This window comes from Bacillus sp. AMCV2, from assembly GCF_056033925.1.
The window spans coordinates 622,240-647,500 of the sequence record NZ_JBVYIB010000002.1; the positions used below are offsets into that span (position 1 = coordinate 622,240).

At 43.9% G+C, this 25,261-nt stretch carries 24 protein-coding genes, 2 tRNA genes, 2 rRNA genes and 1 riboswitch (1 of these 29 cut by a window edge); of the genes, 19 read left to right on the forward strand and 9 right to left on the reverse strand.

Translation table 11 applies throughout. The features are described from left to right. Window positions 1-115 precede the first annotated feature (115 nt). Entirely contained in the window at window positions 116-745 is a 630-nt protein-coding gene (locus AC0OMA_RS03330) for a nitroreductase family protein (protein ID WP_003234135.1), read from the reverse strand. 15 nt (window positions 746-760) lie between these two features. Further along, window positions 761-1,255 carry a MarR family transcriptional regulator gene (locus AC0OMA_RS03335; RefSeq protein ID WP_474221904.1) on the reverse strand — a complete coding sequence of 165 codons (495 nt, stop codon included), beginning with the start codon at window positions 1,253-1,255 and terminating at the stop codon, window positions 761-763. Between the two features lie 208 nt (window positions 1,256-1,463). On the opposite strand from AC0OMA_RS03335, the gene AC0OMA_RS03340 reads away from it, so the two are divergent. Continuing rightward, complete coding sequence (locus AC0OMA_RS03340) at window positions 1,464-2,672, forward strand: Bcr/CflA family efflux MFS transporter (protein ID WP_474221905.1); 1,209 nt, start codon at window positions 1,464-1,466, stop codon at window positions 2,670-2,672. 36 nt (window positions 2,673-2,708) lie between these two features. On the opposite strand, the gene AC0OMA_RS03345 is transcribed toward AC0OMA_RS03340, so the two are convergent. Beyond that, window positions 2,709-3,446 (reverse strand): sulfite exporter TauE/SafE family protein, encoded by a 738-nt coding sequence (locus tag AC0OMA_RS03345; protein WP_015482876.1) that lies wholly within the window; start codon window positions 3,444-3,446, stop codon window positions 2,709-2,711. A 248-nt stretch (window positions 3,447-3,694) separates the two neighbouring features. Between AC0OMA_RS03345 and AC0OMA_RS03350 the strand changes: the two genes are divergently transcribed. The 3 genes from AC0OMA_RS03350 (at window position 3,695) to AC0OMA_RS03360 (ending at window position 7,106) form a co-directional block, all read left to right on the forward strand. After that, window positions 3,695-4,369: a GntR family transcriptional regulator gene (locus AC0OMA_RS03350; protein ID WP_015382901.1), complete on the forward strand. Its 675-nt coding sequence runs from the start codon at window positions 3,695-3,697 to the stop codon at window positions 4,367-4,369. 126 nt (window positions 4,370-4,495) lie between these two features. Next, window positions 4,496-5,758 carry a glycoside hydrolase family 18 protein gene (locus AC0OMA_RS03355; RefSeq protein ID WP_015382902.1) on the forward strand — a complete coding sequence of 421 codons (1,263 nt, stop codon included), beginning with the start codon at window positions 4,496-4,498 and terminating at the stop codon, window positions 5,756-5,758. A gap of 160 nt (window positions 5,759-5,918) precedes the next feature. Beyond that, window positions 5,919-7,106 carry a glycosyltransferase gene (locus tag AC0OMA_RS03360; RefSeq protein ID WP_327844674.1) on the forward strand — a complete coding sequence of 396 codons (1,188 nt, stop codon included), beginning with the start codon at window positions 5,919-5,921 and terminating at the stop codon, window positions 7,104-7,106. 38 nt (window positions 7,107-7,144) lie between these two features. Here AC0OMA_RS03360 and AC0OMA_RS03365 read toward each other — a convergent pair whose 3' ends face one another. Both AC0OMA_RS03365 and phoB read right to left on the reverse strand, forming a co-directional pair. Next, window positions 7,145-7,855, reverse strand: coding sequence for a membrane lipoprotein lipid attachment site-containing protein (locus AC0OMA_RS03365; RefSeq protein WP_327844673.1), 711 nt, complete (start codon window positions 7,853-7,855; stop codon window positions 7,145-7,147). Window positions 7,856-7,920: 65 nt separating this feature from the next. Continuing rightward, on the reverse strand, window positions 7,921-9,309 hold the full coding sequence (phoB, locus tag AC0OMA_RS03370) for an alkaline phosphatase PhoB (protein WP_327844672.1): 1,389 nt from the start codon (window positions 9,307-9,309) through the stop codon (window positions 7,921-7,923). 331 nt (window positions 9,310-9,640) lie between these two features. Between phoB and fra the strand changes: the two genes are divergently transcribed. After that, complete coding sequence (fra, locus tag AC0OMA_RS03375; RefSeq protein ID WP_474221909.1) at window positions 9,641-10,012, forward strand: iron chaperone frataxin; 372 nt, start codon at window positions 9,641-9,643, stop codon at window positions 10,010-10,012. Between the two features lie 74 nt (window positions 10,013-10,086). Here the strand turns inward: fra and AC0OMA_RS03380 are convergent, their stop codons facing one another. Together AC0OMA_RS03380 and AC0OMA_RS03385 are read right to left on the reverse strand one after the other, a co-directional pair. Continuing rightward, window positions 10,087-10,584 (reverse strand): YdhH/YoaO family protein, encoded by a 498-nt coding sequence (locus AC0OMA_RS03380; protein ID WP_015382906.1) that lies wholly within the window; start codon window positions 10,582-10,584, stop codon window positions 10,087-10,089. A gap of 17 nt (window positions 10,585-10,601) precedes the next feature. Beyond that, window positions 10,602-11,084, reverse strand: a complete 483-nt coding sequence (locus tag AC0OMA_RS03385; RefSeq protein WP_474221910.1) for a GNAT family N-acetyltransferase — start codon at window positions 11,082-11,084, stop codon at window positions 10,602-10,604. Window positions 11,085-11,165: 81 nt separating this feature from the next. Here AC0OMA_RS03385 and AC0OMA_RS03390 point away from each other — a divergent pair, with 81 nt between their 5' ends. After that, window positions 11,166-12,143 carry an HD domain-containing protein gene (locus AC0OMA_RS03390; RefSeq protein WP_474221911.1) on the forward strand — a complete coding sequence of 326 codons (978 nt, stop codon included), beginning with the start codon at window positions 11,166-11,168 and terminating at the stop codon, window positions 12,141-12,143. A 133-nt stretch (window positions 12,144-12,276) separates the two neighbouring features. After that, window positions 12,277-12,906, forward strand: a complete 630-nt coding sequence (locus AC0OMA_RS03395; protein ID WP_163117770.1) for a YdhK family protein — start codon at window positions 12,277-12,279, stop codon at window positions 12,904-12,906. A gap of 12 nt (window positions 12,907-12,918) precedes the next feature. On the opposite strand, the gene pbuE is transcribed toward AC0OMA_RS03395, so the two are convergent. After that, window positions 12,919-14,085, reverse strand: coding sequence for a purine transporter PbuE (pbuE, locus tag AC0OMA_RS03400; protein ID WP_322840178.1), 1,167 nt, complete (start codon window positions 14,083-14,085; stop codon window positions 12,919-12,921). Between the two features lie 55 nt (window positions 14,086-14,140). Next, window positions 14,141-14,240: riboswitch (purine riboswitch) on the reverse strand. A 176-nt stretch (window positions 14,241-14,416) separates the two neighbouring features. On the opposite strand from pbuE, the gene AC0OMA_RS03405 reads away from it, so the two are divergent. The 8 genes from AC0OMA_RS03405 to gmuG all read left to right on the forward strand — a co-directional run bounded on the left by AC0OMA_RS03405 (window position 14,417) and on the right by gmuG (window position 21,663). Then, a complete protein-coding gene (locus AC0OMA_RS03405) occupies window positions 14,417-14,728 on the forward strand; it encodes a PTS sugar transporter subunit IIB (protein ID WP_014112863.1) in 312 nt (103 codons plus the stop codon). After that, the gene (locus AC0OMA_RS03410) at window positions 14,728-15,060 is read left to right on the forward strand and encodes a PTS sugar transporter subunit IIA (protein WP_015382911.1); all 333 of its coding nucleotides are present in this window, start codon (window positions 14,728-14,730) and stop codon (window positions 15,058-15,060) included. The genes AC0OMA_RS03405 and AC0OMA_RS03410 overlap by 1 nt, the downstream gene beginning before the upstream one ends. Window positions 15,061-15,078: 18 nt before the next feature. Then, complete coding sequence (gene celB / locus AC0OMA_RS03415) at window positions 15,079-16,407, forward strand: PTS cellobiose transporter subunit IIC (RefSeq protein ID WP_474221912.1); 1,329 nt, start codon at window positions 15,079-15,081, stop codon at window positions 16,405-16,407. Between the two features lie 17 nt (window positions 16,408-16,424). Then, a complete protein-coding gene (gene gmuD, locus AC0OMA_RS03420) occupies window positions 16,425-17,822 on the forward strand; it encodes a 6-phospho-beta-glucosidase GmuD (protein WP_047182174.1) in 1,398 nt (465 codons plus the stop codon). A 148-nt stretch (window positions 17,823-17,970) separates the two neighbouring features. Then, window positions 17,971-18,684: a transcriptional regulator GmuR gene (gmuR, locus tag AC0OMA_RS03425; protein WP_015382914.1), complete on the forward strand. Its 714-nt coding sequence runs from the start codon at window positions 17,971-17,973 to the stop codon at window positions 18,682-18,684. Between the two features lie 28 nt (window positions 18,685-18,712). Further along, window positions 18,713-19,612 (forward strand): ROK family protein, encoded by a 900-nt coding sequence (locus AC0OMA_RS03430; RefSeq protein ID WP_181218374.1) that lies wholly within the window; start codon window positions 18,713-18,715, stop codon window positions 19,610-19,612. After that, window positions 19,609-20,556, forward strand: a complete 948-nt coding sequence (manA, locus tag AC0OMA_RS03435; protein ID WP_015382916.1) for a mannose-6-phosphate isomerase, class I — start codon at window positions 19,609-19,611, stop codon at window positions 20,554-20,556. The genes AC0OMA_RS03430 and manA overlap by 4 nt, the downstream gene beginning before the upstream one ends. An 18-nt stretch (window positions 20,557-20,574) precedes the next feature. Continuing rightward, window positions 20,575-21,663, forward strand: coding sequence for a mannan endo-1,4-beta-mannosidase (gmuG, locus tag AC0OMA_RS03440; protein ID WP_181218377.1), 1,089 nt, complete (start codon window positions 20,575-20,577; stop codon window positions 21,661-21,663). Window positions 21,664-21,723: 60 nt separating this feature from the next. On the opposite strand, the gene AC0OMA_RS03445 is transcribed toward gmuG, so the two are convergent. Next, the gene (locus tag AC0OMA_RS03445; RefSeq protein WP_069322418.1) at window positions 21,724-22,578 is read right to left on the reverse strand and encodes a manganese catalase family protein; all 855 of its coding nucleotides are present in this window, start codon (window positions 22,576-22,578) and stop codon (window positions 21,724-21,726) included. Window positions 22,579-22,913: 335 nt separating this feature from the next. Here AC0OMA_RS03445 and AC0OMA_RS03450 point away from each other — a divergent pair. From AC0OMA_RS03450 to AC0OMA_RS03465, 4 genes are all read left to right on the forward strand, one after another. Beyond that, a tRNA-Arg gene (locus tag AC0OMA_RS03450) sits at window positions 22,914-22,990 on the forward strand. A gap of 13 nt (window positions 22,991-23,003) precedes the next feature. Then, a tRNA-Gly gene (locus AC0OMA_RS03455) sits at window positions 23,004-23,077 on the forward strand. A gap of 161 nt (window positions 23,078-23,238) precedes the next feature. Continuing rightward, a 16S ribosomal RNA gene (locus AC0OMA_RS03460) occupies window positions 23,239-24,788 on the forward strand. A 170-nt stretch (window positions 24,789-24,958) separates the two neighbouring features. Beyond that, window positions 24,959-25,261: ribosomal RNA gene (locus tag AC0OMA_RS03465) — 23S ribosomal RNA — on the forward strand (it continues 2,625 nt past the right edge of the window). The 16S and 23S rRNA genes sit together here with 2 tRNA genes alongside, the layout of an rRNA operon.

Genomic DNA, 25,261 nt, shown 5'->3' on the forward strand with positions numbered 1-25,261 from the left:
TTTTTCATGACTAAACGACTAACTTCAGACGTGTTACCCGAAAAAGGTCAGACGATCAAACGGCGGCTGTACTTAAAAACAAAGAGCCCGGAAAACATTCCTGGGCTCTTTGTTTTTATTTCCATTCTGCAATTGTATCAATCGGCAGACGGTAGGAAGCATAGCCTTCATCTGCAGCTTTTCCGATAGAAAGTAGCATAACCGGTACATAACGTTCTTTATCTAATCCGAAGGTTTCCGCGATGTTTTCTTTATCGTATCCGCCGATCGGGTTTGTATCGTAGCCATGCGCGCGTGCAGTCAGCATCAGCTGCATGGAAACAAGACCTCCGTCAATCAGGATCGTTTCACGGTTGACCTGTGCCGGAAGCTTTTCAAAATGTGCGGTCAGCGCGGCGATTTGTCTGTCTTTGACCTCCTGCGGCATGTAACCGAGTTCCACAGCTTTTGAATAGATTTCTTCTAAGTAGTCTGCATTATTCATGTCTGCAAATACAGCGATGACAGCAGATGATGTTGTGACCTGTGTTTGGTTAAAGCTTGCAAGCGGTGCGAGTTTTTCTTTTCCTTCCGGGCTGTCAATGACAAGAAAACGCCATGGCTGCGCGTTAACAGAAGATGGGGCAGTTGTTGCTTCCTCTAAGATCTCTGTCATTTCTTCTTTGCTGATTTTTACTGCCGGATCATAGTTGCGGATAGAACGGCGGCCTTTCATAATTTCCATAAAATCGTTTGTTTTGATCATGTTGATACACTCCTCTTAAGCTTCGATATTATCTATATTGTTTCGCATGCGCGCCAGCACATCAATGAGCAGGCGGCGTTCTTCTGCGCTTACATTTGCGAGCATTTCCTTCATGAAACGCTCCTTTTCCTTCTTAGAAGACTCAATTCGCTCTCTTCCTTGGTCTGTTAACCGAACAAGGGTGATGCGGTTGTCCTCAGGCTTGCGCCGCCTTGATACCATGCCTTTGGTTTCCAGCTGTTTCAGGTGTCTGGTAACGGCTGCGCTATCGATATTTACTTTCTTTTGAAGGTCGCTTTGACTGATCTCATCTGCATGATAAAGCAATGTCAGCAATTCCAAACGAGATTGGCTGATGCCCGTGCATGCCTCGAACTTCACGCCAATCACCTTGTTCACGCCTTGCAGCTGATATAAAATCTCGGCTTCCTCTGAACAAAATGACGCCAAAACCCATCCCTTCTTTCCTGTCAAAACTATTAATTGATATATCAATGATTGACACGTCAATTAATATACAACGATTGATTTCATCTTGCAAGCCATTTGCATCTTCGAAAAACCTCCCAGCGGAATATCACTTTGCCGAGCCCGTGCTCAAGCGGCTTTCACAGGCTGAAAGTTATGATACAATATACAAATGTTTCACAGCTTCAATCCATTGTTGGAGCTGACATCCATTATATAAGGGACTAGGTTGAAGGGAAGGTTTGATAACATGCTGCACAATCCAACTGGAAAAGAACGCTTGGCACTAGCGTTTCTGCTCGGCATGCTTGCTATATTGGGCCCGCTTAATATAGATATGTATTTGCCAAGTTTTCCTGAAATCGCGGAAGATTTATCAGCAAGTGCTTCACTTGTTCAGTTAAGTTTAACAGCCTGTCTGGTCGGGCTTACGATCGGCCAGCTGATTGTCGGGCCAGTCAGCGATGCGCAGGGAAGACGAAAACCGCTATTAATCTGTATTTTTTTATTTGCGTTATCTTCTCTGTTTTGTGCACTGTCGCCCAATATAACAACTTTAGTGTCTGCGCGTTTTTTACAGGGCTTCACTGCTTCTGCAGGGCTTGTGCTGTCTCGCGCAATCGTCCGCGATGTGTTTACCGGAAGAGAGCTTTCTAAATTTTTCTCGCTGTTAATGGTCATTACCGCGGTGGCGCCAATGGTTGCGCCTATGACAGGCGGTGCCATTTTGCTTTTGCCGTTCGCAACGTGGCATACAATTTTTCACGTCCTCATGATCATCGGATTTTTACTCGTTCTTCTGATTGCATTGAGGTTAAAAGAAACGCTTCCGCCGGAAAAACGGATTCCAAGCTCAATCGGAACATCCGTCAAAACGATGGGCAGCCTGCTGAAGGATCGATCCTTTATGGGGTACGCGTTAACTGTCGGATTTATTCACGGGGGAAGCTTTGCATATGTGTCTGGTACGCCTTTTGTATACCAGGACATCTACGGGGTGTCTCCGCAGGTATTTAGTATTCTTTTTGGCATTAACGGGCTGGCGATTATATCGGGCAGCTTTATCATCGGACGCTTTGGCGGAATCATTCATGAAAAAAGCCTTCTTCGTATAGCGGTCATTACGGCTGTGATTGCGACGGCTGTGCTATTAACCATGACCATGATTCACGGTCCTCTTGCTACATTAGTCATATCCATTTTCATTTACATGATTACGATCGGCATGGTTCTGACCAGCACGTTTACCTTGGCCATGGAAAAGCAGGGGCACCGCGCCGGAAGTGCAAGTGCGCTGCTTGGAATGCTCCCGCTGCTCCTCGGTTCAATCGTGTCACCGCTTGTAGGCATTAATGAGACAACAGCCGTTCCGATGGGAGCGATCATGTTTGTGACAGCTGTCATCGGCTCACTGGCGTTTTTTGGATTAACCAAAGAACGAGTAGGGCAGAATTCATAAAAAAAACCTGACATGACGTCAGGTTTTTTGTTTTATTTAGAATAATAACAGCAGGCCTGCAATCGCCGGAGTCAAAAAGATGGCTGATTTCAAAACCACCTTTGGCATAAGGTTGGTGAATTTTGCGCCTACATAGGCACCGCACATTGTCCCGACCAGAACTTTGATCAGCAATACATAATCAACAAAACCTTCTGTGATATATCCGATGCCTCCACCTACAGCCAGAGGGATGATCACAAGCATCGTCGTTCCGACAGAATGGCGAATGGACAGATTCAGCATAATCATTAAACCGATTTGAATAAAAGGTGCCGACCCGATGCCGAATGTGCCGGAAAGAACGCCGGCTACAATTCCTAAGATGACCGCTCTCGTATACGTTGAAAGAGTGCTTTGATTCACTTGAGCCTTCTCTTTTAAAATAAATAATCTGATTAAAATGAGAATTGCTGATAAAAATAACATTCCAGCCGTCAAATAATGAAGCAAATCAGCCGGAATAAAAGATGTCAGCTTGGCGCCGAAAAATGAGCCAACCGCAGCAAAGCCTCCGACTATTAAGCCGATTTTCATTTGAATGTTGCCCTCGCGATAGTGGCTGTATGCCCCTGATAAGCTTGTAAAAGCCATGCCGGCAAGCGAAGTGCCTAACGCCGTATGAATCGGGATATGGAAAAGAAGCGTTAAAAGGGCAATGACAAAGCCGGCTCCACCGGCGCCAATAAAGCCTAAAATAATTCCTAGAAGAAACATAACAAGAATAATGAGCATATTTTTTCCTCCATTGAAAAGATGTAAAAATGTAATCGTGCGCTATTCTGGCGGAGGTATGGTGTCCTATTGACGAAGAAAAACACGCCGTTTTTTCAGTTGCCAGTAGTCCGTCGACCGTCGTTCAGCAAACATATCGTACCTCAAATTCTGGGATCTGACAAGGCAGTTTGTTGCTTCCCATTACCATCTGTTATATGATTTTGATGAAGAAAAGCCCTTGAATATATTCAAAAGAGGTATTATATATGGACGATTTTAAATTAGATAAGCCGACTCCCTACTACCTGCAATTTTATAACCAGCTAAAAAAAATGATCTTCAACGGGACTTTTAAGCCTGGGGAACGGATAAACGAAACACAGCTGGCGAAAAGCTTTGGCGTCAGCCGCTCTCCGATAAGGGAAGCCATGCGATTGCTTGAGAAAGATGGTTTGTTAAAAGCGGATGACCGAAATGGATTTTCGATCACGTCATTAACGGCAAAAGATGTAGATGAGATTTATAAAATCAGAATTCCGCTGGAGCAGCTGGCAGTCGAATTAGTCATAGACGAAGCGGACGAAGAAGAGCTGACCATACTCGAAAAACAGCTTGAAGAAACAGAGAAAGCGATTCACAACGGCACGGAAGATACGGAAATCATTCGTTTAAACCAAAAATTTCATGAGCTGCTGGTTGATTTCAGCCATAACAGACATTTGAAAAATTTGCTTGAGCATGTAAATGATCTGATTCACTTTTGCAGAATCCTTAATTATACTGGTGACCACCGTGCAGAAACGATCCTGAGTGAACACCGCAAGATATTTGAAGAAGTGAAAAAGAAAAACAAAGAAGCAGCCAAACAGTATGTGCTGGCTCATTTCAATCATGACTGTGAGCATTTGAAGCGTGTACTTGAAGAAGGAAAAGAGAATTGATTTGTATGATCCGGTACCAAGGGGGAGCAGAACCCTTGGTATTTTTTTATGTATTCACCACATAACTAAGAGGCCCCGTTAATAAGATTTTATGATGGTTTGACTAACGAATAATGGGGGTTAAACATGTTTATCCATATCGTCGGGCCTGGTGATTCTTTGTTTTCGATAGGCAGAAGATACGGTGCTTCTGTTGATCAAATACGGGGTGTGAATGGTTTAGATGAAACGAATATCGTGCCGGGGCAGGCTCTGCTTATCCCTCTTTATGTATATACAGTCCAGCCGGGAGATACGCTTACCGCCATTGCAGCTAAAGCGTTTGTGCCATTAGAGCGTCTGCGAGCCGCCAATCCGGGCATCAGCCCAAATGCTTTACAAGCGGGAGCAAAAATAACGATTCCTTCGATCTCAAATTACATTGCGGGAACATTAAGTTTTTACGTGCTCCGAAATCCTGACCTCGATCGGGAGCTGATCAATGATTATGCGCCATACTCGTCTTCAATTTCGATTTTCGAATACCATATTGCACCGAACGGCGACATTGCAAACCAATTGAATGATGCGGCTGCTATCGAGACAACTTGGCAAAGACGGGTGACGCCGCTTGCGACCATAACAAACCTTACATCAACAGGATTCAGTACAGAACTCGTTCACCAAGTCCTGAACAACCCGACAGCGAGAAGCAATCTGGTCAACAATATTTATTACTTAGTTTCCACAAGGGGATATGGCGGTGTGACAATCGATTTTGAACAGGTGAGCGCCGAGGATCGTGACCTTTTCACTGGTTTTTTGCGTCAGCTGAGAGATCGCCTTCAGGCGGGAGGATATGTGCTGACGATAGCTGTTCCGGCAAAAACAAGCGATAATATCCCCTGGCTGAGAGGCTATGATTACGGAGGAATAGGAGCGGTTGTTAATTATATGTTTATCATGGCTTATGATTGGCATCATGCCGGAAGTGAGCCGGGTCCTGTAGCGCCGATTACTGAAATAAGGAGAACCATTGAGTTTACGATTGCGCAGGTACCGAGCAGAAAAATCATTATCGGAGTCCCGCTCTACGGGTACGACTGGATCATCCCGTATCAGCCGGGCACAGTTGCTTCAGCGATTTCAAATCAAAACGCAATCGAAAGAGCGATGAGGTACCAAGCCCCGATACAATATTCAGCCGAATATCAATCACCGTTTTTCCGGTACAGTGATCAGCAGGGGCGGACGCATGAGGTATGGTTTGAGGATGTCAGGAGCATGAGCCGGAAGATGCAGATCGTCCGCGAATACAGATTGCAGGCTATTGGCGCTTGGCAGTTAACGCTGGGCTTTACACCGGGCCCATGGCTTCTGCGGAAATTTTTTACGATCAGAAAAGTATAAAAAAAGACACCAGAGCTTGGGTGTCTTTTTTTTGATTAAGTCCAGAGCAGCAGAATAGTTCATTCATTTGTACCTTGCATGGGTTGTGTTCCCATTTTACGATTAGTAGTAGTCTGATCAAACAAAGAGTCAGAATACGATTTGAGAGGGAGTTGTCTACATGAAGACAGTATTGATTTTGAATTTTCCTGCGGAAGGCCATGTGAATCCTACCTTAGGCATTACAAAAGCGTTTTCCGATAAGGGATATGATGTCCATTATATATCCACTGAAAAATATAAAAAACGATTAGAAGCAGCGGGAGCAACGGTCCATCTTCACCGGGATCTGCTGCGAACGACACCTATTCATGTCGGTTCGCCCAATGGCATTCTTGATTTCGTGAAAATCCATATCAAAACGTCATTGGACATTTTACAGATTGTCAAAGACTTATCTAAGAGCATTCAATTTGATTTTGTTTATTATGATAAATTCGGCGCGGGGGAATTGGTAAGGGATTACTTAGATATTCCAGGAGTCTCTTCATCGGCGTCTTTCTTGTTTAGCGAGGAGCACCTGAAAATCCTGCCGCTGCATCCGGAGTCTGGAGCGCCGCTTGAATTGGATCAAGAGTGCGAAGACCTTTTGGCAAAAATGAAAGAAACGTACGGTGTTGCCCCGAAAAACCTGGTTCAATTCATGAACAATAAAGGGGAATTGAACGTAGTGTATACAAGCCGTTATTTTCAGCCAGAAAGTGATCGTTTCGGGGATGAATGTCTGTTTATCGGGCCGAGCTTTCCAAAGAGAGCGGAAAAAACAAATTTCCCGATTGAACAGCTAAAAGATGAGAAGGTCATTTATATTTCAATGGGGACTGTACTGGATCATACAGAGGATTTCTTCAACCTTTGTATTGATGCATTTTCAGGCTTTAACGGAAAAGTCGTCATCGCTGCCGGAGAAAAAGCGGACCTGACCAAATTAAAGCAGGCGCCGGAAAACTTTATCATTGCTCCGTATGTCCCTCAGCTGGAAGTGCTGGAGCAATCGGATGTTTTCATTACACACGGCGGAATGAACAGTGTAAACGAAGGCATTCATTTCAGCGTGCCACTGGTTGTCATGCCTCATGACAAGGATCAGCCGATGGTGGCGCAGCGTCTCTCTGAACTCCATGCAGGCTATGTCATCTCTAAAGATGAAGTCAATGCCCAAATATTAAAACAAGCCGTAGATGAGGTTTTGCGCAACGATCAGTATACGGCAGGCATTAAAAAAATCAATCAAAGCTTCAAAGAATGTATGGACATGGAAGAAGTGATGGAGCGGATTGATGAGTTGATTCGCCAAAAAAACAAATAAGAAAAAGAACTCCCGTACCTTGTACGGGAGTTCTTGATTTAAAACTTGATTTTGATTTTTTGAGCATCACTGATTTTCTTATGGTTATGGTCAAAGACGTCACTTGTCGTGATTTCGATCCACTTAATCTCTTTTGTTTTCTTCTCAGCATCCGCGGCCTTATCATGAGCATGGCCGCTTGATGCGTTCACAATAAAGCCGAGATTTCCGGACTTTTCGGCGCCGCCTTGCAATTCGCCGTTTAACTCTTCAAGATAAATATCTTTGTTCCAATCGAAGGTTTCGCCCGTATTTGTTTTCATCAATGCAATCGGTGCAACATTTACTTTTTTTGAAGAGGTGTTCTTGATATTAACGAAAACCTTAACGAAATCAAACTCTTCATCGTGTGTTAACTCATGAAAGTAATCAATCATGCTGTAGTCCGGGCGCAAGTGGATCAGCTTCATTTCTTTTACTGTTAACTCCACGTCGCCAATTTTATAGGTTTTGTTCACTTGTTTGATATCTTTTAAGACAGCTTTTCCTTTATCATCTGAAAACGTTTGGCCGACCTTAAGCAATGACCGGTCATCAGTTACCTGGGAATTAGGCTGATAATCATCTGTGCTGTCCTTCTGGAATGCAGTGCTTTGCGGCTCAGCTTTTACTGTTTTCTCCCCGCTTGCATGCTGTTTTTCAGTACTGGCGTTTGATGAGCAGCCCGCAAGCATGATAGCAAAAACGAAAATTGAAAGAATTCTTCTCATGATGATTCCTCCATTAAAAAGAGATCCCGTTACTTCATACAAGCAACGGGACACCTTGTATTCTTTTACTTATCGTTAATCTTAATATTGTATTGTAAAGCTTTGAAGACATTTTTGGCGATTTCTGTATTGTCGATTTGGCCGGCAAATGTCTCACTAGACGGACCGTATGCATAGACGGGAACATCTTCACCGGTATGTCCGCCTGTTGTCCATCCAGTGTGAGAGCGTTTATTAAAAATGTTCTCGATTGCGTTATCGATATCCAGCACTTCCTTCGATTTTGCCGCTTCTTCAACAGATTGAATTTCGGCTTTTGTTAAAGCCAATTTTTTTTGATCGATATATGTTTTCAACGTTTTTTCAACATCCGCGCCGTCAGCGATCTTTTCTGCCATAAAGTCAGGTGTGCGTTTTGCGGCTTTAATGGGTTCACTGAACCAATTGTAGATGCCGTCCGCACCGATGGAATATCCGCCGGTTGAGTGGTCAGCCGTTGCGACAACCAATGTGTGCTTGTCTTTTTTAGCGAAATCAATAGCCGCCTTATAAGCTTGTTCGAAGTCTTCCATCTCGCTCATGGCGCCGACGATATCATTGTCATGGCCCGCCCAGTCAATTTGGCTGCCTTCCACCATGAGGAAGAATCCGTCTTTATCCTTGTTTAATTTTTTAATGGCTGTGTTTGTCATATCTTTAAGTGATGGAATATCCTTCGTCCGGTCAATCTTTTTAGGCAGGCCGCCGTCAGCGAATAGGCCGAGAACTTGGCTGTCTTTGTTTTTCAGCATGTCCTTGCGGTTATCCACATAGCTGTACCCCGCTTTTTTGAATTCTTTAATCAAATTACGGTCCTTACGGTCAAAATTGCTCTTTCCCCCTCCTAAAAGGACATCAATTTTGTGCTTGCCGTTGACCATCTCATCAAAATAATCATCCGCAATTGAGTTCATATTTTTTCGGCTGTGGTCGTGTGAACCGAAAGAGGCCGGAGTGGCGTGTGTAATTTCTGAAGTGGCCACAAGTCCTGTTGCTTTTCCTTTTTCTTTCGCAGCTTCAAGCACCGTTTTGGCTTCTGACCCGTCGTTATCCACGGCTATGGCATTATTGTATGTTTTAATTCCCGCAGACATAGCCGTTGCCGCCGCTGCAGAATCCGTTACATTTTGTTCAGGATCATCGGGGTAAGTTGTTTGCTGGCCGACAAGATACTGATCAAAAGCCGTAGGCTCCACAACTTTTGTCTTTTTATTATCCTTTAAGTATCGATAAGCGGACGTATAAGACACACCCATACCATCACCAATCAGAACAATAACATTCTTAATTTCGTCGTGGTTCCCCTTTTTCTGTTCTTGGGCGCTGGCTACAGGCACACTGCCGCTGGCTAAGCTGCTGAACGCAATTGATGATAAAACCGCGATAGGCAGTAATTTCTTCGGGAATTTTTTCAACTGGATAACCTCCTAAATATAGATGAATCTCAATGACAACCCAATTATATTTTTAAACTGTTAAGCTAGTATTAATCGATTTTAAAGATTGGATTTACAAGAATAATGAACTGCTATCAAAAGAAGGAAAGAGTGATAGTACTAAAGAAATAAATGGGAGGAATAGATACTGGCCGTGGATAGGCGGACTGAAATCTGCTATAGTCGGCATAGAAGCAACCCGCTTACATCTTGAACAATTTTAAGTATTATGTTGGAAAGAGGTATTGTGTAAGTACATGTCTGAGCAGTTCATATGGAGTGGCATCATTTTATTTTAGGAGGGAACAACATGGACGTTTTTTCTGAGTATTTAGCGGGGATTGATGACCCGTTCCACCGAGAAAGAACGGAAGAGGTGTTGACTTGGATCAAAGATAAATATCCAAATTTACATACAGAAATAAAATGGAAACAGCCGATGTTTACGGATCACGGTACATTTATTATTGGCTTTAGTGTTTCTAAAAAGCATTTAGCTGTCGCTCCTGAAAAAGTAACGATAGCGCACGTAGAGGATGATATTGTGAAGGCCGGATATGATTACACCGAGCAGCTAATACGTATCCCTTGGAACGGTCCAGTTGATTACACGCTACTTGAAAAAATGATTGAGTTTAATATTCGGGATAAGGCAGACTGCTCCACTTTTTGGCGAAAATGAAGGAAAAGGCATAACATATGAGCTGTATAAAATATGTTACACCTTTTCATTTGTCTATTTTTCGTTTTGATCATCTATTGCTGCTTTTCTTCAAACAAGGTCTTTTCATTGAGCGTAAGCTGGCTCGCAGAATAATGATTACCTTGTTTCCATTTCACTTCAATCGTAATATCATGGCCTTCAAGCTCATGTTCATCTAACCGCTCTAAAAAAGAAACGGACTTTTCTTTTGCGCTTCCATCAGAAAAAGTGCCTCCAGAATAATCATGCATCGGGATTTCCGTGTCAGAACTCAGCAGAACTTCATCATCCTTTTTTACAATCAGTGATTCCAAATAAGTGTTGTCTGTTTCATGTGGTTCACCGATCCAATAAAGTTCGCCGCTGTATTCATTTGGTGCATCTTCATTTTTTTTGAAAACAGCTTCCCAATTCTGGTCTTTGCTTTCTCCCTGCCAATTCGGATACTCCAAACGAACATGATGAATCAGGTGATAGGAAAAAAAGATCAAGCAGAAAGCGATTAATAGGAATGCCGTGAAAATGAGAGGGTATTTATAATGACTGGACATAAAAGACTCCTATTCGTTTAATCAATTACCTTCGAAAATAGAATTTCATCCCGAATCAAAATGCCGTTTTCAGCCACCTCGGGAATCTCCGGCTTGAGTCGGCGCGCTTTTTCAACTGCGTTCGGAAACACTGCGGCGAATTGATAGCCTCTCTTTTGATAAAACGCCATCGCATGTACATTATCATTCGTTGTGATAAGCTTTATTCGTTGACAATGTGCATATTTAACCGTCTCTTCAACCTGCTGAAGTAAAGCTGTGCCGATTCCTTTATTTTCAATCATACTATCTAATGAAATAATTTCACAATCTTTCCCATCTATCAAGTATGTAATACAGCCAATGATTTCGCCGCTTTCATTTACTGCGGCAAATCCATCTAATTCATCACACCGAAAAATGCCGCTGGAAATCGCCATCTCGGGTGTACCCCATTGCTTGGCAAAAAAATCGGTCAACATATGTTTCGCTATCTCATTGTTTGGGATGATGATCATCATAACACTCCTCTATTGAAAGATTGCGTATGTACTATCAATATAAACAATATATAACAAAAAAATAGATGTTGAGGTGACGGCATGGAAATCAGCGATGTCATTTACGGGCAGCACCATATAGACGGAGTGCTGGAAGAGCTTATCAAAAGCGCTCCTGTGCAAAGATTAAAAGGAATCTATCAAGGCGGAGCAAGCTTTTTAGTCAATCGAAAGTGGAATGTGACCAGGTATGAGCACTCCATCGGCGTAATGCTCCTCATCAAAAAGCTCGGAGGAACGATAGAAGAACAGATTGCGGGTCTGCTCCACGACGTATCACACACAGCTTTTTCTCATGTGGTCGACGTTGTCTTTGAAAATCAAGCAGAAGACTATCATGAAAACATCTTTCAACAAGTCATTGTTCACTCTGAAATCCCGGACGTTCTAAAAAAATACGGCTATCATACTGAAGAACTTTTATCTGACGATTCAAGGTGGACATTGCTCGAACAGCCCGCACCGGAGCTGTGTGCTGATCGGACAGACTATACGCTGCGTGATATGTACCGATATGGACACATTAGCCTGCACGAAGCGCAAACCTTTTTGGATCATCTTATTGTGAGAAACGGAAGGATGTTTCCTGATAGTATTGAAGCCGCCGAATGGTTTGTCAGTGTGTACTACAAGGAAGTGATTGATTTCTTTTTGAATCCCGTGAATGTATATGGATATGAGTATTTAGCGCGAGCATTGAAGGCAGCGCTGCGGCATGATGTCATATCCGCAGAGGATCTCCTGAAAACGGACCAAGAGGTACTGAACATCCTGCGTGCATCAAAAAATGAAGAAGTCCTGAGCTTGCTTACATCCATTCATCCCGGCATACAAGTAATAGAGGATGACATCCAGTACGATTTCCATCAAAAGAAGAAAATGCGCCTAATCGATCCATCCATTTTTCTTGATGGCGAATGGATCAAATCCTCAGATGCTTCTGAAAAGGTGAGGAAAATGGGTGAGGCCGCTTATCAAAAAGCAAAAAAAGGTGTGTATATAAAAATCTTAAATCAGTAATTGCCGCCTGACAGCGGCTTTTTTTCATGTTTGGCTTTGCAAACAAAGGGGAATAGGACAAACTGCGGGAACGCTTTATGAGAATATCAGCGTATTTACATACCGTTCGGGGGTATAGTATTATCGAGAGGGCATGTTTTCATTATCTGCGGGCAAAAGTTACAGGAAAAAAATGAAGCAAAGGAGAATGAACATGAAAATCTCTAAAAATGCACTGGGAATTCTGATGTTATCTCTTGTTTTAGTTTTATCAGCATGCGGCAATAACAACAGTACGAAACAAAGCACACATGACAATCATTCAGACTCCTCAACACATGAAGAGATGGACCATTCTGGATCAGCTGACGTTCCAGAGGGATTACAGGAATCTAAAAATCCGAAATACAAAGTAGGCAGCCAGGTAACCATCAATACTTCCCATATGAAAGGCATGAAAGGTGCCGAAGCTACGGTAACAGGCGCCTATGATACAACGGCGTATGTTGTTTCTTATACTCCGACTAATGGGGGACAGCGTGTGGATCATCACAAATGGGTGATCCAAGAAGAAATCAAAGATGCTGGAGATAAAACGTTACAGCCCGGAGATCAGGTGATTTTAGAGGCTTCTCATATGAAAGGCATGAAAGGAGCAACAGCCGAGATCGACTCGGCAGAAAAAACAACTGTATACATGGTTGACTATACATCGACAACGAGCGGCGAAAAAGTGAAAAACCACAAATGGGTCACAGAAGATGAGCTTTCAGCTAAATCATAAAAAATCCTCCTTTTACAAGGAGGATTTTTTTGCTGTTTGAACAGGTCTTGTTAAAGAAATGAAAGCAAACAGGACAGCGATGATCACAATTGACCCGCCGCACCATGCTGTTGACACTACAGTACCCGTCTTTTCCAAAACAACACCGCCAATGGCTGAGCCAAGGGCAATTCCGACTTGGAGGGCCGACGTGTTAAAGCTTTGCTGAATGTCAGACGAATCAGGTGCAATTTCAATTAAATAGCTTTGCTGAGCCGGGGCGAGGCTCCAGCTCAGAAGACCCCAAATCACCATGACAGGCAAAAAGAAAATCATAGACGATGTAGACAGCGGCAGTAAGAACATAATGATGGCAAAGGAACCGGTCACCAGCAAAATGCTCTTAAAGGAACCAAGCCGGTCAGATAGCGCTCCTCCGAAAGGGCCTCCGCATACAGCAGATATCCCGAAAAGGAAATAACAAATGCTGACCCAGAAAGAGCTCAGGTGAAGAGTCTCTTCTAAAAACGGCGCAAAGTAAGCGTAAAGCGTGTAGTGGCCAGCTAATGTAAACATCGTGACGAGGTGTGAACTCGCGATTTTCAGATTACCGATCGTCTTGAGTTGTTCCCGGAAAGGAATCATTTTCTCCGCCGGTATTCTTTCAAAGAAGATTGAAATAATCAGCATGGAGATCAGCGCCAACAGGCCGATGCCAAGGAACAAAATCCGCCACCCGAAGGAATCGCTGATTAAGATTCCGAGCGGCACGCCTAATGCGATAGCAGAGCTGAAACCCATAAAAATAATTCCGATTGCGCGGGCTCTGTATTCAGGCGCTACAATTTTCGGGGCAATTGTTAAAGAAAGCACAACAATCAGCCCTGTACTCATTGCTGCCAATACCCTAGATACCATCAGTGTTGCGAAATTAGGGCTGAAATAGGCGACAAGATTGCTAAGGAAGAAAACAAATAAAGCAATTAGATATAAGCGCTTCCGCTCAATCTTCGCAGTCAATGCCAAAAGCAGCGGCCCAGACACTGCATATCCCAGCGCAAACACACTGATCAACTGTCCGGCTGAAACAATGGAAATGTCTAAATCATTTGCGATCTGAGGAAGAATTCCCCCCACAATTAACTCAACCAATCCGACTGCAATCGTAGAAGCTGCAAGCAGGAAAACTTTGAAATTCATAACAAACTCCTTTACTTAAATGTTTTGATAAATAAAAAAAATCCTGATTACAAAAAATGTCATAAACAAATTTTGTAATCAGGATTTTACGGTTCCTGGTAGACACCCTCAAACCATATTATTGAGGTTATACAAGTGATAATAGCTATTTAATTGATTCGTTTCCGTTGATGAGTGTACCACATTATGAATGAATCTTCCATAGAAAAATTTACAAAATGATGAACCGGACAAGTATATGATTATATTTATTTTATAAAAGTATAGACATTTAAAAATAAATGACTATAATAATCCATGTAAGCGTTTTAATCACAAGGGGGGATAGCAGTTGAAAAAAATATTACTCGCGTGCAGTTCAGGAATGTCTACCAGTTTATTGGTGACAAAAATGAAGGAATACGCACAGTCTATCGGTGAGGAAGCGGAGATTTGGGCTGTTGGCCAGGATAAAGCAAAAGAAGACATGAGAAAAGCGGATGCCGTTTTGATCGGTCCGCAAATGAGCTTTCTGAAAAGCGAACTCCAAAAAGAGGCGGATCAATACAACATTCGGGTTGAAGTCATTGACATGATGGCCTACGGGATGGCAGATGGGAAAAAAGCGTATGAGCAGGCATTGTCCTTAATGGAGAATCAATAATGGAACAGGTGAAAATCACGAATTTAACAGATGAACAAATCAGTTTTCAGCTTATCTTGCACAGCGGCAATGCCCGCAGCTGCATCATACAATCACTGCGCGCCTACAAAGAAGGGAACAAGGATGAGGCGGATGCCCTCATTACCAAGGCTGAGCAGGATTTATCCGCGGCCCATGACATTCACTTTCAAATGATACAGAAGGAATCCGGCGGAGAAGCACAAGCTTTCTCATTGCTGCTCATGCATGCGGAGGATCACCTGATGTCAACATTATCCATGAAAGAATTAGTGAAAGAGATGCTTGATATTTTTAAAACAAAGAATCTATAAATAATCGGGGTGGATAGGGTGTTCGAGAAAATCAGCCAATTCCTTGTTCCAATTGCAGGGAGGTTAAACAATAACCGTTATTTGCAAGTGCTGCGTGATGCATTTATGCTGGCTTTCCCGCTTACGATATTCGGGTCCATTTTTGTCGTGTTAACGAATTTGCCGTTTCTAAACAAAATCATGAACGCCTCAATGCTTACATCGTTTCAGTCTCATTTCGGCATTGCCTCCACGGCGACTATGGGCATTATGTCTGTCTTTGTTGTGTTCGGGATAGGCTATTACCTGTCAAAAAGCTATCAGGTTGAAGCTGTATTTGGCGGAGCGATTGCTTTGGTTTCCTTTTTGCTCTTAACGCCATTTATCGTTCAGCCGGAAACAGGAGATGCCATTACAGGGGTTATCCCGGTCGACCGTCTCGGTGCAAAAGGGATGTTTCTTGGGATGATTACGGCATTTCTTTCTGGTGAAATTTACAGAAGAATTGTTCAAAAAAACCTGACAATCAAAATGCCAGCCGGCGTTCCGCCTGCTGTAGCAAAATCATTCGCCGCACTTATTCCGGCTTTTATCACATTGACTGTATTTTTGCTGATTAACGTAATGGTGACTCTGTTTTTTAAAACAAATATGCACGACGTCATTTATCACGCAATACAGGCTCCGCTTGTCGGACTTGGAAGCGGTATCATCCCAACGCTGATTGCCGTGTTTTTCATTCAAATTCTTTGGTTTTTCGGACTGCATGGACAGATCATTATCAACTCCGTGATGGACCCGATTTGGAATACACTGCAGGTAGAAAACCTTTCTGCTTACACGGCGGGAAAAGAAATCCCTCATATTATTTCAAAACCGTTTATGGAGATTTATACAGTAGGGATGGGCGGAACCGGGATGACGCTTGCGATTGTGTTTACCATTCTCATATTCATGAAAAGCAGGCAGATGAAGCAAGTATCAAAACTTGGCCTCGCTCCCGGTATTTTTAACGTAAACGAACCGATTATCTTCGGGCTTCCGATTGTCATGAATCCGATCATTATTGTGCCTTGGGTGCTGGCACCGATGGTTGTTACGCTCGTCACCTATCTGGCTATGTCAGCCGGGCTCGTTCCGCCTCCGACTGGTGTGACGGTGCCGTGGACGGTTCCATTATTCATTAATGGCATCATGGCGACGAACTCAATCATGGGGGGCGTGATGCAGCTTATCAATCTGCTGATTGTCTTCGTGATCTGGTTTCCATTCCTAAAAGCAATGGATAAATTAAATCTGGCAAAAGAAAAAGAACAGGCTGTGCAGGATTCAGCTGCTCAGCAACATGATAACAGCATAAAAATGTGACATAAGGGGAGAGAGACTTGGCACAAACAGAACAATATCGTTTTCCAAAGGATTTTTGGTGGGGATCATCCGCTTCAGCAACACAAACGGAGGGTGCCGCCGACAGAGACGGAAAAGGCCAGAATATATGGGATTATTGGTTTGAAAAAGAACCGCATCGTTTTTTTGATCATGTCGGACCCGCAGACACATCTCAATTTTACGACAACTATAAAGAAGATATCAGGCTGATGAAGGAGCTTGGCCACAACTCGTTCCGGATGTCGATTTCCTGGTCACGTTTAATACCAAACGGAACGGGCGAGATCAACGATAAAGCCGCAGATTTCTATAACAATGTCATTGATGAGTTGATCGCTAACGGAATTGAACCTTTTGTCAATTTGTTTCATTTCGATATGCCGATGGCGCTTCAAAAAATCGGCGGCTGGGTAAACAGAGAGACAGTTGACGCGTATGAAAACTATGCAAGAACTTGCTTCCGTTTGTTTGGCGGGCGGGTGAAAAAATGGTTTACGCATAATGAACCAATCGTTCCCGTAGAAGGCGGATACCTATATGATTTTCATTATCCAAACAAGGTCGACTTTAAAGAGGCCGTCCAGGTTGGATTTCATACGATGCTATCAAGTGCCCGCGCTATTCAGGCTTACAGGGAGATGAAGCAGGACGGGAAAATCGGCATCATCTTAAATTTGACCCCTTCATACCCGAGAAGCAGCCATCCGGCGGATGTGAAAGCCGGGGAAATCGCAGACGCGTTTTTTAACAGATCTTTTTTAGACCCATCTGTTAAAGGCGAATATCCCAAAGAGCTGGTTGACATTTTGAAGCATGAAGGCTTTATGCCTGATTACAACGCTGAAGATCTTGACATCATCAAAAAGAACACGGTTGACCTGTTGGGAGTGAATTATTATCAGCCGAGACGTGTGAAAGCGAAAGAACATCTTCCGAATCCCGACGCTCCTTTTTTACCGGACAGATATTTTGATCCCTACGTCATGCCGGGCCGCAAAATGAATCCGCATCGCGGCTGGGAGATCTATGAAAAAGGCGTTTATGATATTTTGATTAATTTAAAAGAAAACTACGGCAACATCGAGTGTTTTATTTCTGAAAACGGTATGGGGGTTGAAGGTGAAGAGCGCTTCAGGGATGAACAAGGCATCATTCAAGATGATTACCGGATTGAATTTATAAAAGAGCACCTCAAATGGATTCACCGCGCCATACAGGAAGGCTCGAACGTAAAAGGCTATCACTTATGGACGTTCATGGACAACTGGTCTTGGACAAATGCCTATAAAAACCGATATGGGTTTGTATCAGTTAATCTTGAGAAAGACGGAGAAAGAACCGTCAAAAAGAGCGGAAAATGGTTCAAAAAGGTTGCTGAGCATAGCGGTTTCTAGATTTTCCTAAAGGTCAAGATCTTCCGGCAATCATCATAACGAATAGAGATGACGAAAATCCGCAACATTGATGAAATAGGGAAAAGAACTTATGATATCCGTAATAGCTTATGTGATATCAGATTCTAACAGCTGCCGGAGGATACCAATGAATAAATACGAAATTATTGCAAATGAAATGAGAAATAGAATTAAAAATAACGTATATCCGATCGATCAGCCCATTCCTGATGAAGTATCTCTTGCAAAAGAATTTAACTCAAGCCGCATGACGATGAAGAGAGCCTTGGATAATTTAGTTGCCGAGGGTCTGCTGTTTAGAAAACGAGGCCATGGCACGTTTATTATTCAATCTGCAATACAGGATGACCATGTCCATGTAGTCAGCAATGAGATTCTCGGATTGACCAACTTGCTGAAAGATAAAAAAATCCAAAGCAAGGTCATTCAGTTTGAAGTGCAATTTCCCACTGAGGAAGTGGCCGCCCATTTGTCTATTGATCAGAAAACACCGGTTTATTATGTCGTTCGGCTGCGAATTGTAGAAGGTGAACCCTATGTATTGGAAAAAACATATATGCCGACTCATTTAATACCGGGCATTAATGATGATGTCCTTCATGGTTCGGTCTATAACCACATCTCAAACGAGCTGCAGCTCAAAATTGCCGGCTCACATCGGAAAATCAGAGCCTGTAAGTCTGATCATATTGACCAGCAGCATCTAGGCTGTAAACAGGATGATCCAATTCTTGAAGTTGAACATGTGGGCTTCTTAGATAATGGCATTCCATTTGAATATTCCTTTTCACGTCATCGGCATGACAAGTTTGTTGTGACTTCTGTAAACATACGGCGCTGATTGCGGAGACAACAAGGAGGCCATCTGCATGCTTGGCGGTATTGAAGCAGGCGGCACAAAGATTGTTTGTGCTGTCGGTAGAGAAGATGGAACGATCATTGACAGGATAGAATTCCCCACAAAGATGCCGGATGAAACGATAGAGAAAGTGATTCAATATTTTCGGCAATTTTCATTACAGGCCATCGGCATCGGCTCCTTTGGTCCCGTTGATAACGATAAAACCAGTCAAACATACGGTACCATTATGGCCACGCCGAAAGCGGGCTGGAGACACTACCCCTTTTTGCAAACCGTTAAGAACGAAATGAAAATCCCAGTCGGATTTAGTACGGATGTCAACGCTGCAGCGCTGGGTGAATTCCTTTTCGGTGAAGCGAAGGGTCTTGACAGCTGCCTGTATATAACGATTGGCACTGGCATCGGAGCGGGGGCTATTGTAGAGGGGAGGCTCCTTCAGGGCCTGTCACACCCAGAGATGGGCCATATTTATATCCGGAGGCACCCGGATGACGTATACCAAGGGAAGTGCCCTTATCATGAAGATTGCTTTGAAGGCTTGGCTTCCGGTCCCGCCATTGAAGCGCGCTGGGGAAAAAAAGCCGCGGATTTATCAGATATAGCCCAAGTCTGGGAACTGGAAGGGTACTATATTGCCCAAGCGCTGGTTCAGTATATTTTGATCCTTGCACCTAAAAAAATCATTCTTGGCGGCGGCGTCATGCAACAGAAACAAGTGTTTTCTTATATCTATCAATATGTAGCGAAAATCATGAACAGCTACTTAGATTTTTCTGAATTGTCAGATGATATAAGTGATTATATTGTACCTCCACGTTTAGGCAGTAACGCCGGAATCATCGGCACGCTAGTTTTGGCGCATCAGGCCTTACAAGCAGAGGCAGCATCCGGGGAGGTGCGATCATGACACATCCTTTATTTTTAGAGCCTGTCTTTAAAGAAAGAATATGGGGAGGGACGAAGCTTCGTGACGCTTTTGGCTACGCAATACCCTCACAAAAAACAGGTGAGTGCTGGGCCGTTTCTGCACATGCCCATGGCCCGTCGGCTGTAAAAAATGGCCCGCTGGCAGGAAAGACACTAGATCAAGTATGGCAAGATCATCCAGAGATTTTCGGTTTTCCAGATAGGAAGGTGTTTCCGCTGCTGGTAAAGCTGCTGGACGCCAATATGGATCTCTCCGTGCAAGTCCATCCTGATGATGATTATGCAAAACTGCACGAAAATGGCGACCTTGGTAAAACGGAGTGCTGGTATATCATTGATTGCAAAGATGACGCCGAACTAATTTTGGGACATCATGCAAGCACAAAGGAAGAGTTCAAACAACGAATAGAAAGCGGTGATTGGAACGGTCTGCTGAGGCGAATCAAAATCAAGCCCGGAGATTTCTTTTATGTGCCAAGCGGTACACTCCATGCTTTATGTGAGGGAACCCTTGTCCTTGAAATCCAGCAAAACTCTGATACAACGTATCGCGTATACGATTATGACCGCTGTAATGACCAGGGCCAAAAAAGAACACTTCATATAGAAAAAGCCATGGAAGTTATAACGATACCGCATATCGATAAAGTGCATACACCGGAAGTAAAAGAAGTTGGTAACGCTGAGATCATTGTTTATGTGCAATCAGATTATTTCTCAGTGTACAAATGGAAGATTAGCGGCCGAGCTGCTTTTCCTTCACATCAAACCTATTTGCTGGGGAGTATTCTGAGCGGATCAGGACGAATCATAAATAATGGTATTCAGTATGAATGCAATGCAGGCTCACACTTTGTCTTGCCTGCGCATTTTGGCGAGTTTTCAATAGAAGGAACATGTGAATTCATGATATCTCATCCTTAATGAATGGGGGAGTTGCATTTGTTTAAGAAACATACGATCTCTTTGCTCATTTTATTTTTACTTGCGTCTGCTGTTTTAGCAAAACCAATTGAAGCGCATACTGTGTCGCCTGTGAATCCTAATGCACAGCAGACAACAAAAGCAGTGATGAACTGGCTTGCGCACCTGCCGAACCGAACGGAAAACAGAGTCCTTTCCGGAGCGTTCGGAGGTTACAGTCATGACACATTTTCTATGGCTGAGGCTGATAGAATCCAAAGCGCCACCGGGCAATCGCCTGCTATTTACGGCTGCGATTATGCCAGAGGATGGCTTGAAACAGCAAATATTGAAGATTCAATAGATGTAAGCTGCAACAGCGATTTAATATCGTATTGGAAAAATGGTGGAATCCCGCAAATCAGCATGCACCTGGCGAATCCTGCTTTTCAGTCAGGGCATTTTAAAACACCGATTACAAACGATCAGTATAAAAAAATACTAGATTCTTCAACAGCAGAAGGGAAGCGTCTGAATGCCATGCTCAGCAAAATTGCTGACGGACTTCAAGAGCTGGAGAACCAAGGTGTGCCTGTTCTGTTCAGGCCGCTGCATGAAATGAACGGTGAATGGTTTTGGTGGGGACTTACATCATATAACCAAAAGGATAATGAAAGAATCTCTCTATATAAACAGCTCTACAAGAAAATCTATCATTATATGACCGACACAAGAGGACTTGATCATTTGATTTGGGTTTACTCACCCGACGCCAACCGAGATTTTAAAACTGATTTTTACCCGGGCGCGTCTTACGTGGATATTGTCGGATTAGATGCGTATTTTCAAGATGCCTACTCGATCAATGGATATGATCAGCTAACAGCGCTTAATAAACCATTTGCTTTTACAGAAGTCGGCCCGCAAACAGCAAACGGCAGCTTCGATTACAGCCTGTTCATCAATGCTATAAAACAAAAATATCCTAAAACCATTTACTTTCTGGCATGGAATGATGAATGGAGCCCAGCTGTAAACAAGGGTGCTTCGGCTTTATATTATGACAGCTGGACACTCAATAAGGGAGAAATATGGAACGGCGATTCTTTAACGCCAATCGTTGAATGAATCCGTAATGTCACAATTAAGAAGGTGCTCAAGAAGTTTCTTGAGCACCTTCCCACTGGATTAAGCATTCATATCGCCTAACCCAGGACTGTGTTCATTCGGTATTTCAGGAAGCACTGGTACGGGAAACCCTGCCGGAGGATCTATTACTTGTAACTCTCCGCCATTTCGGCTTGGAGATTTCCCTTGATAGATTTCACTGATTCTCGTTTCATCCAACCTAAAGTTAAACTGTGCATTATGGTAGCCTAATTCGACATACTTTCTGCACTCAGGATATTTATTAATGTCATAATTCGGTACAGGGAGCAGCTTCGCCCACTCAACGCCCAATGTCTCGAGCGCTTTCGCGAATGCATTCTGGTGAGCATTGTCGCGTACAATCAGAAAAGCAAGTGTTTCGCGGAACGTCTGATTAGAGCTCATTTCATAAATTCTTGTTTTTTGCAGCACACCTGTCGACTCAAGAAGCAGGTTATCCAGCAGGTCAGTAATTAAGTTTCCGTGGTTATACACCCACGACCCGTTCCACGGATTGCCCCCTGCATCAACAGGAAGGGAACTTTGCGCTCCAATAATATAATGATGAGGATTAGCATGTTTAACGGCTTCATTAAGTGGCGCTTGATCTGTACCTTGACTGCCGACACCTTCACCGCCTGATTCATCTAATAAAGCATTGATTGTGTTTTGAACCAGTTCAACGTGGGCAATCTCCTCTAAAAAAATGCCACGAAGCAGATCGCGATACTGTTTCTGCTTTCCTCTGAAATTAGAGCTTTGGAAAAAAAACTGCATCATTGTACGCATTTCTCCGTAATGACCGCCTAATATCTCCTGCAGGACCTTAGCAGCTGCCGGGTCTGGCTTGTCCGGTTTAATGATATTAATCAGTTCCTCTTTGTAGTAATACATAACACGCCTCATTTCTTCTTAAGAGATTTTCTTATATTATTTGTAAGATGAGATAAAATATATACATGATAAGCATGGGAAGGCGTGATAGAAGAAAATAAAAAAATACAGGAAAAGTGTTGACCAAATAAAACAGGCATGGTATATTATTAAACGTCGCTGATGAACAGCGTGAAACAAAACAGAAAAACAAAAAAGTTTTTCTAAGGTGTTTACAAGATTTTAAAAATGTGTATAATAAGAAAAGTCGAATTGAAAAAGATTCGAAAACATTTTTAAAAAAACTTCTTGACTTCAACATCAAATGATAGTATGATAGTTAAGTCGCTTAATAAGCGCCCGTAGCTCAATTGGATAGAGCGTTTGACTACGGATCAAAAGGTTAGGGGTTCGACTCCTCTCGGGCGCGCCATATAAGATACCACGCGGGTGTAGTTTAGTGGTAAAACCTCAGCCTTCCAAGCTGATGTCGTGAGTTCGATTCTCATCACCCGCTCCATTATTGAATGATCTTTGAAAACTAAACAAGACAAAACGTACCTGTTAATTCAGTTTTTAAAAATCGCACAGCGATGTGCGTAGTCAGTCAAACTAGGGCCTGCACGACGCAGGTCACACAGGTGTCGCCGTAGGATGCGGTGAACTTAACCTGTGATCCATTTATCGGAGAGTTTGATCCTGGCTCAGGACGAACGCTGGCGGCGTGCCTAATACATGCAAGTCGAGCGGACATCAGGGAGCTTGCTCCCTGATGTTAGCGGCGGACGGGTGAGTAACACGTGGGTAACCTGCCTGTAAGACTGGGATAACTCCGGGAAACCGGGGCTAATACCGGATGGTTGTTTGAACCGCATGGTTCAAACATAAAAGGTGGCTTCGGCTACCACTTACAGATGGACCCGCGGCGCATTAGCTAGTTGGTGAGGTAACGGCTCACCAAGGCGACGATGCGTAGCCGACCTGAGAGGGTGATCGGCCACACTGGGACTGAGACACGGCCCAGACTCCTACGGGAGGCAGCAGTAGGGAATCTTCCGCAATGGACGAAAGTCTGACGGAGCAACGCCGCGTGAGTGATGAAGGTTTTCGGATCGTAAAGCTCTGTTGTTAGGGAAGAACAAGTACCGTTCGAATAGGGCGGTACCTTGACGGTACCTAACCAGAAAGCCACGGCTAACTACGTGCCAGCAGCCGCGGTAATACGTAGGTGGCAAGCGTTGTCCGGAATTATTGGGCGTAAAGGGCTCGCAGGCGGTTTCTTAAGTCTGATGTGAAAGCCCCCGGCTTAACCGGGGAGGGTCATTGGAAACTGGGGAACTTGAGTGCAGAAGAGGAGAGTGGAATTCCACGTGTAGCGGTGAAATGCGTAGAGATGTGGAGGAACACCAGTGGCGAAGGCGACTCTCTGGTCTGTAACTGACGCTGAGGAGCGAAAGCGTGGGGAGCGAACAGGATTAGATACCCTGGTAGTCCACGCCGTAAACGATGAGTGCTAAGTGTTAGGGGGTTTCCGCCCCTTAGTGCTGCAGCTAACGCATTAAGCACTCCGCCTGGGGAGTACGGTCGCAAGACTGAAACTCAAAGGAATTGACGGGGGCCCGCACAAGCGGTGGAGCATGTGGTTTAATTCGAAGCAACGCGAAGAACCTTACCAGGTCTTGACATCCTCTGACAATCCTAGAGATAGGACGTCCCCTTCGGGGGCAGAGTGACAGGTGGTGCATGGTTGTCGTCAGCTCGTGTCGTGAGATGTTGGGTTAAGTCCCGCAACGAGCGCAACCCTTGATCTTAGTTGCCAGCATTCAGTTGGGCACTCTAAGGTGACTGCCGGTGACAAACCGGAGGAAGGTGGGGATGACGTCAAATCATCATGCCCCTTATGACCTGGGCTACACACGTGCTACAATGGACAGAACAAAGGGCAGCGAAACCGCGAGGTTAAGCCAATCCCACAAATCTGTTCTCAGTTCGGATCGCAGTCTGCAACTCGACTGCGTGAAGCTGGAATCGCTAGTAATCGCGGATCAGCATGCCGCGGTGAATACGTTCCCGGGCCTTGTACACACCGCCCGTCACACCACGAGAGTTTGTAACACCCGAAGTCGGTGAGGTAACCTTTTAGGAGCCAGCCGCCGAAGGTGGGACAGATGATTGGGGTGAAGTCGTAACAAGGTAGCCGTATCGGAAGGTGCGGCTGGATCACCTCCTTTCTAAGGATATTATACGGAATATAAGACCTTGGGTCTTATAAACAGAACGTTCCCTGTCTTGTTTAGTTTTGAAGGATCATTCCTTCGAAACGTGTTCTTTGAAAACTAGATAACAGTAGACATCACATTCAATTAGTAACACAAGATATCACATAGTGATTCTTTTTAACGGTTAAGTTAGAAAGGGCGCACGGTGGATGCCTTGGCACTAGGAGCCGATGAAGGACGGGACGAACACCGATATGCTTCGGGGAGCTGTAAGCAAGCTTTGATCCGGAGATTTCCGAATGGGGAAACCCACCACTCGTAATGGAGTGGTATCCATATCTGAATTCATAGGATATGAGAAGGCAGACCCGGGGAACTGAAACATCTAAGTACCCGGAGGAAGAGAAAGCAAATGCGATTCCCTGAGTAGCGGCGAGCGAAACGGGATTAGCCCAAACCAAGAGGCTTGCCTCTTGGGGTTGTAG